The following is a 14,575-nucleotide window of genomic DNA, read 5'->3' as shown; positions in this document are numbered from 1 at the left end:
TCGGTTGACCGGCAATTACATCATGCCGCCCATACCACCCATTCCGCCCATGCCACCCATGTCAGGCATAGCTGGCGCACCACCTTCAGCTGGTTTATCAGCAACCATCGCTTCAGTAGTGATCATCAGACCAGCAACAGATGCCGCTGCCTGCAACGCAGAACGTGTTACTTTAGCTGGATCCAGGATACCCATGTCGATCATATCGCCATACTCACCAGAAGCAGCGTTATAACCGTAGTTACCTTCACCCTTCTCACGAATATTAGACACAATGACAGAACCTTCTTCACCCGCATTGCCAACGATCTGACGCAGTGGCGCTTCCAGTGCACGGAATGCCAGTTCAATACCCACGCTCTGATCGTGGTTATCACCTTTCAGATCTTTAACTTTGTCCATAGCACGAATCAGGGCAACACCACCACCAGGTACTACACCTTCTTCAACAGCAGCACGAGTTGCATGCAGCGCATCTTCAACACGTGCTTTCTTCTCTTTCATCTCAACTTCAGTTGCTGCGCCTACTTTGATTACAGCAACACCACCCGCCAGTTTAGCTACACGCTCCTGCAACTTCTCACGGTCGTAATCAGAAGAGGTCTCTTCCATCTGTGCGCGGATCTGGTTAACGCGAGCTTCGATATTCTCAGCAGCACCGATACCATCAACGATAGTTGTGTTTTCTTTAGTGATAGAAACACGTTTTGCCTGGCCCAATTGCTCCAGAGAAGCTTCTTCCAGTGTCAGACCTACCTCTTCAGAGATCACAGTACCACCAGTCAGGATAGCAATATCTTCCAGCATCGCTTTGCGACGATCACCGAAACCTGGTGCTTTAACCGCAGCAACTTTAACGATGCCGCGCATGTTGTTTACAACCAGAGTTGCCAGCGCTTCGCCTTCAACGTCTTCTGCGATAATTAACAGTGGACGGGATGCTTTTGCAACCTGCTCCAGAATAGGTAGCAGATCGCGGATGTTAGAGATCTTTTTATCAACCAGCAGGATAAATGGCTGCTCAACTTCAGCAGACATATTGTCCTGATTATTGATGAAGTATGGAGACAGGTATCCACGGTCGAACTGCATACCTTCTACAACGTCCAGCTCATTTTCCAGTGCAGAACCTTCTTCTACAGTGATAACACCCTCTTTACCCACTTTAGCCATCGCTTCAGCAATGATCTCGCCGACCTGAGAATCAGCGTTCGCAGAGATGGTACCTACCTGAGCAATCGCTTTATTGTCAGCACAAGGAACGGCCATCGCCTTAATCTGCTCTACAACAGCAGCGGAAGCTTTGTCGATACCGCGCTTCAGATCCATTGGGTTCATACCCGCAGCAACAGATTTCAGACCTTCATTAACGATCGCCTGAGCCAGTACAGTTGCTGTAGTTGTACCATCACCCGCAACATCGTTAGCCTGAGACGCCACTTCTTTAACCATCTGAGCGCCCATGTTCTCGAACTTATCTTCCAGCTCGATCTCTTTAGCAACGGACACACCGTCTTTAGTTACTGTTGGCGCACCGAAAGACTTGTCCAGAACAACGTTACGACCTTTAGGGCCCAGAGTTGTTTTTACAGCGTCTGCGAGAATGTTTACTCCAGCCAGCATGCGCTGACGAGCGTCGTTACCAAATAGTACGTCTTTAGCCATTGTTAAAATCCTGTAATCAAAAATTCTTTAAACAATCTTGGGTAAACGAAAAGTCAAACCTGAAGAATTAGTCTTCAAGTACACCGTAAATTTCGTTTTCGCTAAGAATTAGCAGCTCTTCACCATCAACTTTGACAGTATTAGCATAGCCACCGAACAAAACTGTATCCCCAACCTGAACAGTCAGCGCCTGACGCTCACCGTTATTCAGAATACGACCTTCACCTACTGCGATTACCTCACCCTGATTAGGTTTTTCCTGAGCAGAACCTGGCAGCACAATACCACTGGCAGTAGTAGCTTCTTCTTCTTGACGACGAACAACTACACGGTCGTGAAGCGGACGAATTTTCATCTGTTTTTTCTCCTGATCTTTTTGCTGACCAAAATAAACACGTTTAGTTAAGTAGGTGGGCCAACCAATCGGCGCATCACCCTTTGAATTGCTAAGTTGGGGCATTAAAACCGAATTCAACACCCTCTCGATTTTTTTTTAAAAAAACTAATCTTTACGCTCAAACTCTCCATCGATCACATCACCCGAGTTGGGCGATATATCGCGACCGGATCGATCCTGGCTCTGTTGATGCCGAAAAGGATCACTACTGTAAAACTGCGCTGAAGAGGTATGCTGTTGTTGTGATGCAATCACCGTAAAGCGACTTAGTAGACTTTTAGCAAAAGCTTTACGGGCAAATGGAAGCAAACAGCTAAACCCGATCACATCCGTAACAAAACCGGGTGTTACCAGCAGGGCACCGCCTACTGCAAGTACAATCCCCTCCACCATCTCCTGTCCGGGGATCTCTCCCTGATTCGCCCTTTGTTGGGCTCGGGCAAGTGTAGAAAGGCTCTGATAGCGCAACATGTTCACGCCTATAAATGCAGAAAGAAGTACAAGGCCAACAGTATTCCAGGTCCCGATAGCTTCACCCACATTGATCAAAACAGAAATTTCGATGATGGGTACGATAATGAACAGCAGGAATAGAAACTTCATGAATGCCTCAAACAGGTTGTAACCAGGGTTCCTGCAGATCAAAACGGGTCTGATCGTAGGGAATAGATAACCTATTCTTATGGGCCAGCCTCAATTTTTTCAAGCTTCAGGGATAGAATTTGCTATAAAAACCGGCTTTAATCTGCCACCGCCCCTCGGCAGCACCCCTAATACTAAAGTACAGAACCTATTCCGCAGTGCGGAAAAAACATCTCAAAACAGCAAGTTAGCACCCACAGCATAGGGCCGCACAACTCCCTCAATGGTCTATAAAACTTATTGATAAATGATTCGATTTGCTTAGAAGTAGACATTTCCGCAAAAGCGAGATAAGTTTGAATTCTGCACAATGACGCAACGCACAATAACAGAGTCAAACCGAAGTAAGGGTAGTCCTCAATGGAACTCAAAGATAAAGTAATTGTTGTAACCGGCGGTGGCCGTGGTCTTGGTCGCGCAATGGCGCTGGAACTGGCTTCACAGGGTGCTAAATTGGCACTCGCTGATCTGAGCCAGGAAGATCTGGACACGACTGTTGGTCTTTGCATGGAGAAAGGTGTTGAAGCACGTGCTTACATCTGTAACGTTGCAAAAGAAGAAGACGTAGAAAAAATGTTTGCTGATGTTGTTGCTGATTTCGGCACTCTAAACGGCTTGGTTAACAACGCAGGCGTGACTCGCGATGGCCTATTCCTGAAAGTTGACCGTGAAACAGGCAAAGTAGCTAAGAAGATGTCTATGGATCAGTGGAATCTGGTCATGGATGTAAACCTGACAGGTACTTTCCTGTGTGCACGTGAAGCTGCTGCACAGATGATCGACCTTGGCACTGAAGGCTGCATCATCAACATCTCCTCTATCTCTCGCTCTGGCAACATGGGCCAGACAAACTACACAGCTACTAAAGCAGGTGTTGAGGCGATGGCTGTTACTTGGGCGAAAGAACTGGCTCGTTATGGAATCCGTGCAGCGTCAATTGCACCAGGTTACATCGGCACCGAGATGGTAATGAGCATGAAACCTGAAGCACTGGATAAAATTGCTGCTGGTATCCCTGCTAAGCGTCTGGGCAAACCAGAAGAGATCGCTAAAACGGTTACATTCATCCTTGAAAACGACTACATCAGTGGTCGCTGCTTCGAGGTTGATGGTGGCCTGCGCATCTAAGTACGATCTTTCAGATCTTAAAAAAACCGGCAACTGCCGGTTTTTTTACGTCTGAATCAACTAATATCAGGATATCGCCTGTTATCTATATCACTGTCTCGATCAAGCACCAATAATACCTCCATCCTCACGCGTGATCATTACAATTGTAGAACGAGGTTTACTCTCCCCGCCCCCCGGAAAGTGAGAAGGTTGTCCCTTTTCACCCGGGTGCTGAATTCCTACAAACATAGTTCTCTGATCAGGTGAAAAGGCAAGCCCAGTAACTTCACACGCAATCGGGCCAACTAGAAAGCGATGAATCTCCCCCGTTTCGGGATCCCCACACAACATCTGATTGTTCCCCATGCCTGCAAAGCCATCTTTGTTGGAATATTGACCATCTGTCATTATCCACAAGCGCCCATCTTTATCGAAACCAAGACCATCTGGACTGTTGAACATATTTTCAGTTGTTATATTACTGCTACCCGCCAACAGCCCTTCTCTATGAACAGATGGATTGCCTGCAATAACAAACAGATCCCAGCTAAACTCATGAGCAGTATGATCGCCGTTTACCGGTGACCAGCGAACGATCTGACCATATCGGTTTTCAGCTCGTGGGTTAGGGCCTCCAACAGGCTGATTCTCCTTCTTTCCACGGTTTTTATTATTCGTCAGTGTGCAACAAACGCTCAATTTGTTGGGATGGACAGCAACCCATTCAGGACGATCCATCGTTGTCGCCCCTACCTGTGTAGCAGCCTGACGAGTATAAATTAATACTTCAGCCTGACTGTTAAAACCATTCTCTGGCGTTAGACCATTTTTACCAAACGAGAGCTCGATCCATTTTCCTCTACCTTTAAGTTCACCCTCAGCTGCTTCAAACTTCGCCACATAGAGCGTGCCTTCTGCTAAAAGATCACGGTTGGCGGTTCCGCTAGTCGCGTTAAATTTGCCCTTGGAGACAAATTTATAGAGGTGTTCACCACGCTCATCATCACCCAGGTAAACAACAACGTGTCCACTGTTATCGATCATAAGCGCCGCATTCTCATGCTTGAAACGCCCCAGAGCAGTTCGCTTCAGGGGAGCTGAATCCGGATCCATCGGATCAATCTCTACGACCCAACCATGGCGATTCGGTTCATTCGGATTTTTCGACAGATCAAAACGTTCATCAAATTTACTCCACTGATAGCGCTTATCTGTCGTGTTAATACCATAACGCTTCTGCCTTTCGGACACTTCATAAAAACCATCCTCGGTCCCAAAATAGTTATGAAAGTTTTCTTCACACGTGAGGTAAGTCCCCCAAGGGGTTTCACCATTAGCACAGTTATTAAATGTTCCAAGCACCTCTGTACCGGATGAATCAGCAGCAGTCTTCAACAGATCATGGCCAGCAGCAGGGCCCGTTAACTTCATCGGTGTATTTGCTGTGATGCGACGATTAAGTTTACCTGATCGATCAACTTTCCAACCTGCAGCAGTTTTTTTGATTTCAAAAACAGAAACACCATGCGCATTCTGAGCTTTCAGTACATCATCCGCAGTCATATTCTCACCTTGATGGTGATAAAGCAGATCATTGTTAGTGTACTCATTGTTCACGGCTAACACTGCACGATCATCATCCACAGCAAATAAAGACATACCATCAGTATTGTCTCCGAATTGCTGAGCCTGTGAGGAAGCCGGTGCATTCCCGGATGGATCAAACTCAGGTGCGCTTTCAAAAAGAGGATCCCCCCAGGAGATAAGATTAGTTACCTTATAACCCTCTGGAACCACAACAGTATCAGCTGTACTTGCAACAATCGGATTAAAGCCAATCAAACTACTCTGTACTTTCGAATTCATAGCAGCATGAACTGACTGTGCCAATGGCGTGGTCGCGACAAAAGCACCCAAACCCAGTGCTCCCATACCTGTCAGAAAAGTCCGACGACTAACGCTCATATCAATTATCTGTGTGAACTCAGAATCCTGCTGCTCTTCCAAATTGCTGCATCGATCATGTGAATTGTTATAGCTCATAGCCTAGATACCACTCAGTATATGCGGATCAACCATAGGGTGACCCTTCAGCTTTAATAAATGGGGTATTCGTAATCCCCATGCTCAAATAGATAAAAGTAGAACTCATTTGTGAAAATCTGATGAACAGAGCTTACGTATCCGATACTCATCACTAACTCCATGGCTTTTAATATCCAGGTAATACCTGAAGCCTGTAAACAGAACGGTCACTGTTTACAGTGATGACATATTGATACTAGAAGTCAAAAGCGCATATTAGATCATCAATCTCTTACCTCAATCCCCCCTCTTCCCTTAGCAACTAAAGATAGATCAGCCACACCGCACTATGCCCATGAGATAAAGCATATACGCAGGGAATATACTAATAGCAAACACTTATATAATTAATGTCGCTATTGCTATTGATAATGATTCACCTTTACATATAATGCGCACACATTTCTTCAAGGAAGCCGATGTAGGGAATCCCCTAAATGGAAATAGTAGAAATAGAGAAAAGTAAAAGTGTCATAAGGACACAATAAATATGAAACCGCATTGCAACAAATCCAAATTATTATTGCGGCGCAACAAAGCTTTCAACCAAAACAGGCAAGCAAATTGAAATTAGCAGATACTTTTAAAAATCTAGTACTTTCTCTGACACTAGTAACTATTACTCATTCGGCTAGGGAACATGCGATTAAGCCCCACTTTTTAGCTCACTCTCCCAAGAAAGCTGTATTTGCGGCATAATCGCACGATTGCTGGTTATTTCTTACTGCCTGCATGCCGATTTCTCAGCATGCAGGCGGATTTATCCTACGCCCGCAGAATCTGATCCACGCGAGCAATGTTTGCCAGAGCAAACAGCGTAGCTAGCTTACTGTCATTCTTCATCAGCCCACGATAACGAGCTTTGGTAAAACCAAACTGGCACTTAATGATCCGGAACGGATGCTCAACTTTCGCGCGGATACTGGCTTTCAGATACTCGGTTTTCAATGGGAGCTTATTGATACGTGGATGTTTCTTCAGCTCTTTGACCTTGCTGGGTATTTCAGCAACATGCCAGTCCGCTTTTACATCTTCTAGCTCTTTACGGTTCTCAGCGCCACGATAACCACTGTCGGCGAAGATAAACTCTTCTTTGCCATGAAGAAGGTATTCGGCTTGGTTGAGGTCATGCTCATTAGCGGCGGTAGTTGTGAAACTATGCGTCAGACCGGTTCTGGCATCAACGCCGATATGGGCTTTCATTCCGAAGTGCCATTGATTGCCTTTCTTGGTTTGGTGCATTTCAGGGTCACGTTCACCCGCTTTGTTCTTGGTAGAACTTGGTGCTTCGATGATCGTTGCGTCCAGCAGCGTTCCTTCTTTTACCAGCACACCGGCATCGCTTAACCAGGAGCTAACCTCTTGGAATATTTTTCGAGCCAAACCATGCCGTTCCAGCAGGTGACGGAAGTTCATGATGGTAGTGTGATCAGGTATCGAGCTATCCAGCGAGAGACCAGCAAAAAAACGCATAGAGGCGATCTCATAGAGCGCATCCTCCATGGCTGGATCGCTCATGCTATACCACTGCTGCATACAGTGGATGCGTAGCATGGTTGATAACGGATAAGGCCTGCGACCGTTACCGGCCTTTGGGTAGTGAGGGGCAATCACTGATTCCAGCCGCTGCCAAGGAACCAGTTTTTCCATGCGACCTAGAAACTTCTCTTTGCGGGTTTGGCGGCGCTTGTTGTTGAATTCGCTGTCAGCGAAGGAGAGTTGGTGATCCATGGATAGTCCTCAGCACATCAGAGCATGGATTGTCTCATGCTGAGGGACTTAATCGCATGTTCCCTAGTGCTGGTAATACACTTCACTTAGGTGACGGTGTAAACCTAATTGCTGTCAATGGTAAAGAAGTAAACTCAGAAAGTTTCTTTGGTGATAGTAGTCAATACAGGCTTCCTAATGGGATCAACCAAATTCTCGTCAACTATACCGCAGAGATAAAGAAGGGAAGTGATTACGAATTAGAAAGCAGTAATGCATCTGTCATCTTATTTAAAATAAAAGACGCCATAATCTACCTGCAAGCTCCTGAAATTAAAAAATTAAAAGATCTAAGCACATTCGAGGAAAGTCAAAACTGGATTTTAAGAGACGGTGTTGGAAAGACTCTCCCTTTCAAATCTAACCTAATAAAAAGATCTGGCTTTCAATTAAGCAGAGACTATGAACAAGAGCTTGAGGATTTTAATAAAACTAATTCACAAGCTGCACTTCCTCAAAAAAAGATATTTTCCAATAGCCAAATAAATACGCAAATCACAAACCATGTAAAAAATAATAAAAATATTTCAAAGGAAAATATAGCAGCCCAGATGTTGATCTACTGGTACAACCAGGCAGATGAAAGAACAAGAGAATCCTTTAAAGAAATTATTAATAAACAGTAACCCTTACTTTTTATAAACATTTATACCTACCAAACGTTTGGAGAATATTAAAATGAAAAAGCTGATACTGGCTTCTGCTATTGCAGCAATTGCAGCCAACTCTGCAACCGCTGCCACTATTTACGAAGACAAAGGCCTTACTTTCAAAATGAAAGGTGATTGGCAGATCCAGCTACGCGATGATTACAAAAAAGCCAATGATATGGATGTGGAGTTCGATGATCTGGAGATCAAGAACACTGTCATCTATGACCTGGGTAATGATCTAAAAGCATTCGGCCAGGTTGATTTTGGTTTCAAAGATGCTGCAGACAAAGATGGACAGGACAACAGCGAGCTGGAAGAAGCTTATGTTGGTATGCAGTACAACAACTTTAAAGTTAAGGTTGGTAAGCAAGATCTGGCAAGCGACGAATTCGGTATCGAAGGGGCTTATGAAACCACGCTTGAAGAAGATATGTTCGATGCAATTTCAACCTCTGGCGATGATGTAATTCGGGTGGAAGGGGATTTCGATAGCGTAAGTGTTGTTTTCTCCCATGACCTGGAAGCTGAAGGCAATGACTCTGAGAACGGTGAAGCGACAGATCTATTTGTCGGCGCAAACTTCGATGCACTATCCATCGCAGCTGCATACCAGACTTATCAGGATTCACCTTCTGCTAACGACATCAACACTTGGGGTCTGAGCGCTGAATTTGATGCTGGCTTTGCAACATTTGGTGCGGATTACTCCTCTTCAGAAGATGACGCAACTGATTTTGAGACTAACGTGACCAACCTGGTTGCGTCTTTCAAAGCATCTAAAACGACAAAAGTTGCTCTGGGTTATGTCAACCTAAACTCAGATGACAATACTGAAGACGCTGATACTTGGTACGCTAACGTAAGTTACAAGTTCCCATCTCAGAAAAACGTTAAACTGTTTGCTGAAGTCAGCTCCACCGATTTTGATGATGCGGCAAAAGATGCAACAGTGGAGACGGACATTCTGGCCGGTATGCAGATCAAGTTCTAATCAAGTTTAAGTGTAGAGCCGTCTCCCCCCTTCAGACCGCTCTTACTGAAACTTCTGGCCCGAATATTCGGGCCTTTTTATTGCCTTAATTTACCGTGACAGCCACAATACGGGCTTACTCATGGAAGGCACCCTCATGTCATCAGTTGATTCAAACTCCCGCACCTGGCTTGACTCGATCAAAATTTATCTACATCCCCGCGCGATCACTCTGCTTTTTTTTGGTTTTTCATCAGGACTTCCGCTGCTTCTTGTATTTGGCACCCTCTCCTTCTGGTTAAGAGAAGCAGGCGTTGAACGAAGCTTAATCACATACTTTTCCTGGGTGGGGCTAGCCTATGGCTTTAAATGGTTATGGGCTCCTTTAGTAGATCGTCTCCCTATTCCCATACTATCCAAACTTCTGGGAAGACGGCGCGCATGGCTACTGATCGCGCAACTCATGCTTGTTATAGGCCTGATTGGTTTGTCCCATGCTGACCCGCTTGATAACCTGGAATGGATGGCGCTTTTTGCACTACTGGTCGCCTTCAGTTCTGCTACTCAGGACATTGTTATTGATGCCTATCGAATCGAATCTGCAGGTGAACGCCTGCAAGCAGCGATGGCTGCAACCTATATGGCAGGGTACCGTATAGCGATGATTGTAGCCGGGGCCGGGGCGCTTGCCCTTGCGAATATGTTCTCCATATTTCCCGATCTATACGATCTAAACGCTTGGAAAACAGCCTACCTCTGTATGGCAGCACTCATGATGATCGGCATCTTCACAACCTTAGTCGTGAAAGAACCCACCGCTGTTGAGATGGATGAGGAAACGCTCCAGCAGCAAGAAAAGATTATCGAATATACTGAGCGCTATGCTCACCTACCTGATCCCATTGCCCGTTTTCTGGGTTGGGCCTATATTGCTATCATCTGTCCCTTTGTAGACTTTATCCAACGCTACGGAAAGCAAGCGATCATCATTCTTGCCCTGATAGGCACTTACCGTATATCTGATGTCATTCTCGGAATCATCGCAAATGTCTTTTACGTTGATATGGGCTTCAGCAAGGCTGATATCGCGAGAATCATCAAAGTCTATGGTGTTGTCATGACGATAGTGGGGGCAGGCCTTGGCGGTATTCTTGTGAACCGTTTCGGTGTATTGAGGATACTGTTTCTAGGGGGCTTACTTGTCGCCCTTACAAACCTACTATTCGCCTGGCTTGCCACGCTGGGTAATAACACGACTGCACTGACGGTTGTTATCTCTCTGGATAATCTCAGTGGAGGTATCGCCACAGCCGCATTTGTTGCCTACCTATCCAGTTTGACAAATATCCAATACTCCGCCACCCAGTACGCGTTATTCAGCTCTATTATGCTTTTATTCCCGAAATTTCTGGGCGGTTTCTCGGGTGGCTTTGTCGATCATTACAACTATGAAACATTTTTCATTATCGTTGCTGCCTTGGGTCTACCGGTCTTGTTTCTTGTTCATTTAGCCAGTCAGATAGAGAAACTCAAACTCAAACACAAATAAGAATTATTACCATTTACTTCCAGATACTGTGTATCTATTATCTTCTTAAAACATCAAAGGAGATAAATGATGACCTATCTGATCGATGCCTGGTTTGAACGCAAGAATCCTTATCTTCGTGTCATCCACTGCACTACAGGCGTATCTGTGGTTAGCTGGCAGGGGGAAGTCCTAGCCAAGAAGTTACAAAGTGGTGCGATCTGTATAGAAGATTTTGAAGGTGAGCCCACTCAAGAACTTATTAAAGATCTGTTTTTACTGGACTGCTTACACCAAGAGTAGCGGGGTCACCGACCCCACTCATTCCATGAATACTTTAATCCCGGAAATTATTAAACTGAAGTGGTAACTCCAAATCAGACTCGCGTAACAGTGCCATCACACTCTGTAGATCATCCCGCTTTTTACCTGTAACCCGAACCTGCTCACCCTGAACCTGCGCCTGAACTTTTAACTTGGCATCCTTGACCATCTTGACAATTTTTTTGGCTAATGGCTGATCAAGCCCCTGACGCAACACCACCTCCTGACGAGCCCGCATATTCGCTTTTTCTGGATCTTTAACCTCCAGGCAACGGATATCTATTTTGCGTCCAACCATTTTCGTGCGCAGCACATCCAACATCTGCTGAAGCTGAAAATCTACCTCTGCATGAATCACAACCATTGAGTCATTTTGCTCAAAACGTGCATCAACGCCTTTAAAGTCGTAGCGCATCTGCAGCTCTCTATTTGCCTGATCAACCGCATTGGTCACTTCATGCATATCGAGTTCTGAGACAATATCAAATGATGGCATTACCCTTCTCCTGACTTTTTTGCCGATTCTAGCTGACCTCATCCCCTATTTCACGTCACAATAGAGGAGGAGGATTTTTATGTGTAATAGATGGCATATTCTAGGAGCCGGCGCGATCGGAACGTTGTGGGCAGCAAATCTGGCCGCAGCAGGCAGCTCGGTCACTCTACTATTAAGAGATCAACATCGTCTGGATCAGTTCAAACAGATAGAAGGAGTCCTTAGGGACGGTGAATTGTTCCCGGTCGATGCAGAGTTAACAGCCGACTCTGGCTCAATTCAACAGCTTCTGATTACGACAAAATCAACAGATACACAGAGTGCTTTCAACAGCATTAAAAACAGGCTCAACCCGGGAGCCCATATAGTTGTCTTACAAAATGGCATGGGAAGTCAGCAATGGGTAACTGATCAATCTCCTGACACTGAGGTTGCCTGGGCTTCAACTACAGATGGTGCCTGGATTAAGTCTCCCTTCTCAGTTAAACACGCTGGAAAAGGCGTGACACATATTGGATCCCCAACAACTCACCTGAAATGGCTGAATAATTTACAGGGTGGTTTTCTGAATGTTGAAATCGATCGGGATATAGCCGGTTCTCTATGGCGTAAGCTGGCAATCAACTGTGCTATCAATCCACTCACAGCGGTACATCATTGCAAGAATGGTGAACTTATCACCACCCCAAAGCTGATGGATGAGATGACAGCTCTCTGCGCAGAAGTAGAAGCGGTTGCAAATGCTTTGAATATCCCCCTGTTTGAAGCTCCTTTAATTGAACAAGCATCTCAGGTGGCCAGATTAACTGCTGAAAACTATTCATCCATGCTGCAGGATATGAAACACGGCCGCACCACAGAAATTGATCACATCACAGGTTACCTGTGCAATTTGGCTGCAGAATTGGGCATAAAAACTCCGATCAACGGCCACTACCTCTCTAAAATCAAAAAAATGCAAAATCGTAGCTGACATTTTTCATAGAAAATAGTCTTTAACTCCAACAAACAAACACTGCTTGACCTGCATCAATATCTACCTGTGTGAGAGGCGCATAATTACTACCAACGATTAACCAATTATGCGAGGAAAGCCTATGAACCAGGAGTTACAGACCCCGGAGTCCCCTATTGAAGAACAATGCGTTGAGACTACTGAAAACGCATGCCCTTCTGTGCTGCTGGATCAGGAAATGACTGATATTTTTGAGGCCAGTGATTACCCCTACGACAATAAAATTTCACGTAAAGAATACGAGAAAAACAAAAAAGAGCTTCAGATTGAACTGCTTAAAATGCAGAACTGGGTTCGCGAAACTGGTCAACGTATTGTTATCCTCTTCGAAGGACGCGATGCTGCGGGTAAAGGGGGTACCATCAAGCGCATGATGGAACACCTGAACCCTCGTGGAGCACGTGTGGTAGCACTAGAAAAGCCCACCGAGCAAGAGAAAGGGCAGTGGTATTTCCAACGTTATATCAACCATCTTCCGACAGCGGGCGAGATCGTTCTGTTTGACCGCTCCTGGTATAACCGTGCCGGTGTAGAAAAGGTGATGAATTTCTGTTCTCCAGCTGAATATCTGGAATTTATGCGACAGACGCCAGATCTGGAAAGAATGCTTTCACGCAGCGGCATCAAGCTCTTCAAATTCTGGTTTTCGGTCAGCCGTGACGAACAGTTTCGTCGCTTTCAGGCTCGCCGCGTAGACCCACTTAAACAGTGGAAACTGTCACCCATTGATCTGGCCTCTTTAGACAAGTGGGATTCTTACACTGAAGCAAAAGAGTCGATGTTCTTTTATACCGACACCGCCGATGCACCATGGACTGTAATCAAGTCTGACGATAAAAAACGTGCCCGCTTAAATGCGATGCGTCATCTACTGAGCCGGATGTCTTATCCAAATAAGAATGAAGAGATCGATCTACATCCAGACCCACTGATCGTCAGCAATGCTCAATCGGGGCAAGTTGAGCGTCACCCTGTGACTCGATAATAGTAAGGAGTAAAAGCTATGACCATGAAGCAAACTGCGCATGCCAATCATGTGGTAGATTCTTTCAAGGAAAAACTGCCTGATGCCATGATTAACGATATTGGTGAGTCACATTTTGATGAACTGGCGCTCCTGATCGAATCTGCTATCAGCGCTGCCGTTCTTGAAGAGATGGAAAAAGCGGCTGACAAGATCGATAAGCTGGCGCATGAAATACGTCACTTTGCAGAACATTTCGATAATTAAGATCTCCCCATGGCCTGCATCAGCAGGCCATTTTTTCTAAGACTGAACCTTTTCCCCTTTTGCCAATCTAACTTAGTCCAATCCCTTACGGCTAAAACACCTCTATGACCAACCGGCTGACAAAAATCTATACCCGCACAGGCGATTCCGGCACGACATCACTGGCTAACGGTAAACAGGTCCTGAAAACCTCCCCCCGAATTGAAGCGATCGGCGCAATCGATGAACTTAACAGCTGTATCGGATTACTCATCTCATATCTCGCTACAAACGACCCTATGACCAGTTGCCTCCAAAGAGTTCAACATCAACTCTTTGACCTGGGCGCTGAACTGGCTGTCGCAGAAAAAAGCTATACAGTTATCGAGCCCAGCGAGATAAAATATCTGGAAGCACAGATTGACAACATCAATACCAAACTCCCCCCTCTGAAAGAGTTTATTCTTCCAGGCGGATCAATCGGTGCAAGCTATACCCATTTAGCACGCAGTATCTGCCGGCGTGCTGAAAGACGATTGATTGCACTAACTCAGTACGAGGGCGAAGAGGTAAATAACCATTGTGTTATCTACATTAATCGTCTCTCTGATCTACTTTTTGTGGCAAGTAGAGAGATAGCGCGAAGGCAGGGCGGCGAAGAAACTCTCTGGCAACCCAGAGAAAAAAGATAAATTTACTCGCCCTCTTGG

15 protein-coding genes are annotated in these 14,575 nt (G+C 45.5%); 9 read left to right on the top strand and 6 right to left on the bottom strand.

The annotated features are described in order from the left end of the window. Window positions 1-15: 15 nt before the first annotated feature. From groL to Q0882_RS10100, 3 genes are all read right to left on the bottom strand, one after another. A complete protein-coding gene (groL, locus tag Q0882_RS10110; RefSeq protein ID WP_299180987.1) occupies window positions 16-1,665 on the bottom strand; it encodes a chaperonin GroEL in 1,650 nt (549 codons plus the stop codon). 67 nt (window positions 1,666-1,732) lie between these two features. Continuing rightward, entirely contained in the window at window positions 1,733-2,020 is a 288-nt protein-coding gene (locus Q0882_RS10105) for a co-chaperone GroES (protein ID WP_299180984.1), read from the bottom strand. Window positions 2,021-2,167: 147 nt separating this feature from the next. Continuing rightward, window positions 2,168-2,665, bottom strand: coding sequence for an FxsA family protein (locus tag Q0882_RS10100; RefSeq protein WP_299180981.1), 498 nt, complete (start codon window positions 2,663-2,665; stop codon window positions 2,168-2,170). A 399-nt stretch (window positions 2,666-3,064) separates the two neighbouring features. On the opposite strand from Q0882_RS10100, the gene Q0882_RS10095 reads away from it, so the two are divergent. Continuing rightward, the gene (locus tag Q0882_RS10095) at window positions 3,065-3,832 is read left to right on the top strand and encodes an SDR family oxidoreductase (RefSeq protein WP_299180978.1); all 768 of its coding nucleotides are present in this window, start codon (window positions 3,065-3,067) and stop codon (window positions 3,830-3,832) included. 102 nt (window positions 3,833-3,934) lie between these two features. Here Q0882_RS10095 and Q0882_RS10090 read toward each other — a convergent pair whose 3' ends face one another. Then, window positions 3,935-5,857, bottom strand: coding sequence for a PhoX family phosphatase (locus Q0882_RS10090; protein ID WP_299180975.1), 1,923 nt, complete (start codon window positions 5,855-5,857; stop codon window positions 3,935-3,937). An 807-nt stretch (window positions 5,858-6,664) separates the two neighbouring features. After that, entirely contained in the window at window positions 6,665-7,630 is a 966-nt protein-coding gene (locus Q0882_RS10085; RefSeq protein WP_299180973.1) for an IS5 family transposase, read from the bottom strand. A gap of 56 nt (window positions 7,631-7,686) precedes the next feature. Between Q0882_RS10085 and Q0882_RS10080 the strand changes: the two genes are divergently transcribed. The 4 genes from Q0882_RS10080 (at window position 7,687) to Q0882_RS10065 (ending at window position 11,123) form a co-directional block, all read left to right on the top strand. Further along, window positions 7,687-8,295 carry a DUF2057 domain-containing protein gene (locus tag Q0882_RS10080; RefSeq protein ID WP_299180972.1) on the top strand — a complete coding sequence of 203 codons (609 nt, stop codon included), beginning with the start codon at window positions 7,687-7,689 and terminating at the stop codon, window positions 8,293-8,295. Window positions 8,296-8,347: 52 nt separating this feature from the next. Beyond that, the gene (locus Q0882_RS10075; RefSeq protein WP_299180969.1) at window positions 8,348-9,313 is read left to right on the top strand and encodes a porin; all 966 of its coding nucleotides are present in this window, start codon (window positions 8,348-8,350) and stop codon (window positions 9,311-9,313) included. A 136-nt stretch (window positions 9,314-9,449) separates the two neighbouring features. Beyond that, window positions 9,450-10,841 (top strand): MFS transporter, encoded by a 1,392-nt coding sequence (locus Q0882_RS10070; RefSeq protein ID WP_299180966.1) that lies wholly within the window; start codon window positions 9,450-9,452, stop codon window positions 10,839-10,841. 66 nt (window positions 10,842-10,907) lie between these two features. Beyond that, a complete protein-coding gene (locus tag Q0882_RS10065) occupies window positions 10,908-11,123 on the top strand; it encodes a hypothetical protein (protein ID WP_299180964.1) in 216 nt (71 codons plus the stop codon). Window positions 11,124-11,157: 34 nt separating this feature from the next. On the opposite strand, the gene Q0882_RS10060 is transcribed toward Q0882_RS10065, so the two are convergent. Continuing rightward, window positions 11,158-11,640, bottom strand: a complete 483-nt coding sequence (locus tag Q0882_RS10060) for a YajQ family cyclic di-GMP-binding protein (protein ID WP_299180963.1) — start codon at window positions 11,638-11,640, stop codon at window positions 11,158-11,160. A gap of 79 nt (window positions 11,641-11,719) precedes the next feature. Here Q0882_RS10060 and Q0882_RS10055 point away from each other — a divergent pair, with 79 nt between their 5' ends. From Q0882_RS10055 to Q0882_RS10040, 4 genes are all read left to right on the top strand, one after another. Then, entirely contained in the window at window positions 11,720-12,613 is an 894-nt protein-coding gene (locus Q0882_RS10055; protein WP_299180961.1) for a ketopantoate reductase family protein, read from the top strand. A 124-nt stretch (window positions 12,614-12,737) separates the two neighbouring features. Continuing rightward, complete coding sequence (gene ppk2, locus Q0882_RS10050) at window positions 12,738-13,640, top strand: polyphosphate kinase 2 (protein ID WP_299180960.1); 903 nt, start codon at window positions 12,738-12,740, stop codon at window positions 13,638-13,640. 18 nt (window positions 13,641-13,658) lie between these two features. Continuing rightward, the gene (locus Q0882_RS10045; RefSeq protein ID WP_299180958.1) at window positions 13,659-13,886 is read left to right on the top strand and encodes a phosphatase; all 228 of its coding nucleotides are present in this window, start codon (window positions 13,659-13,661) and stop codon (window positions 13,884-13,886) included. 104 nt (window positions 13,887-13,990) lie between these two features. Next, entirely contained in the window at window positions 13,991-14,557 is a 567-nt protein-coding gene (locus Q0882_RS10040; protein ID WP_299180956.1) for a cob(I)yrinic acid a,c-diamide adenosyltransferase, read from the top strand. Window positions 14,558-14,575 lie beyond the last annotated feature (18 nt).

It is taken from the genome of uncultured Neptuniibacter sp. (genome assembly GCF_947498015.1).
Lineage (GTDB): Bacteria > Pseudomonadota > Gammaproteobacteria > Pseudomonadales > Balneatricaceae > Neptuniibacter.
The sequence above is the reverse complement of the archived record's forward strand: the minus strand, read 5'-3'. Positions and strand labels throughout refer to the sequence as shown.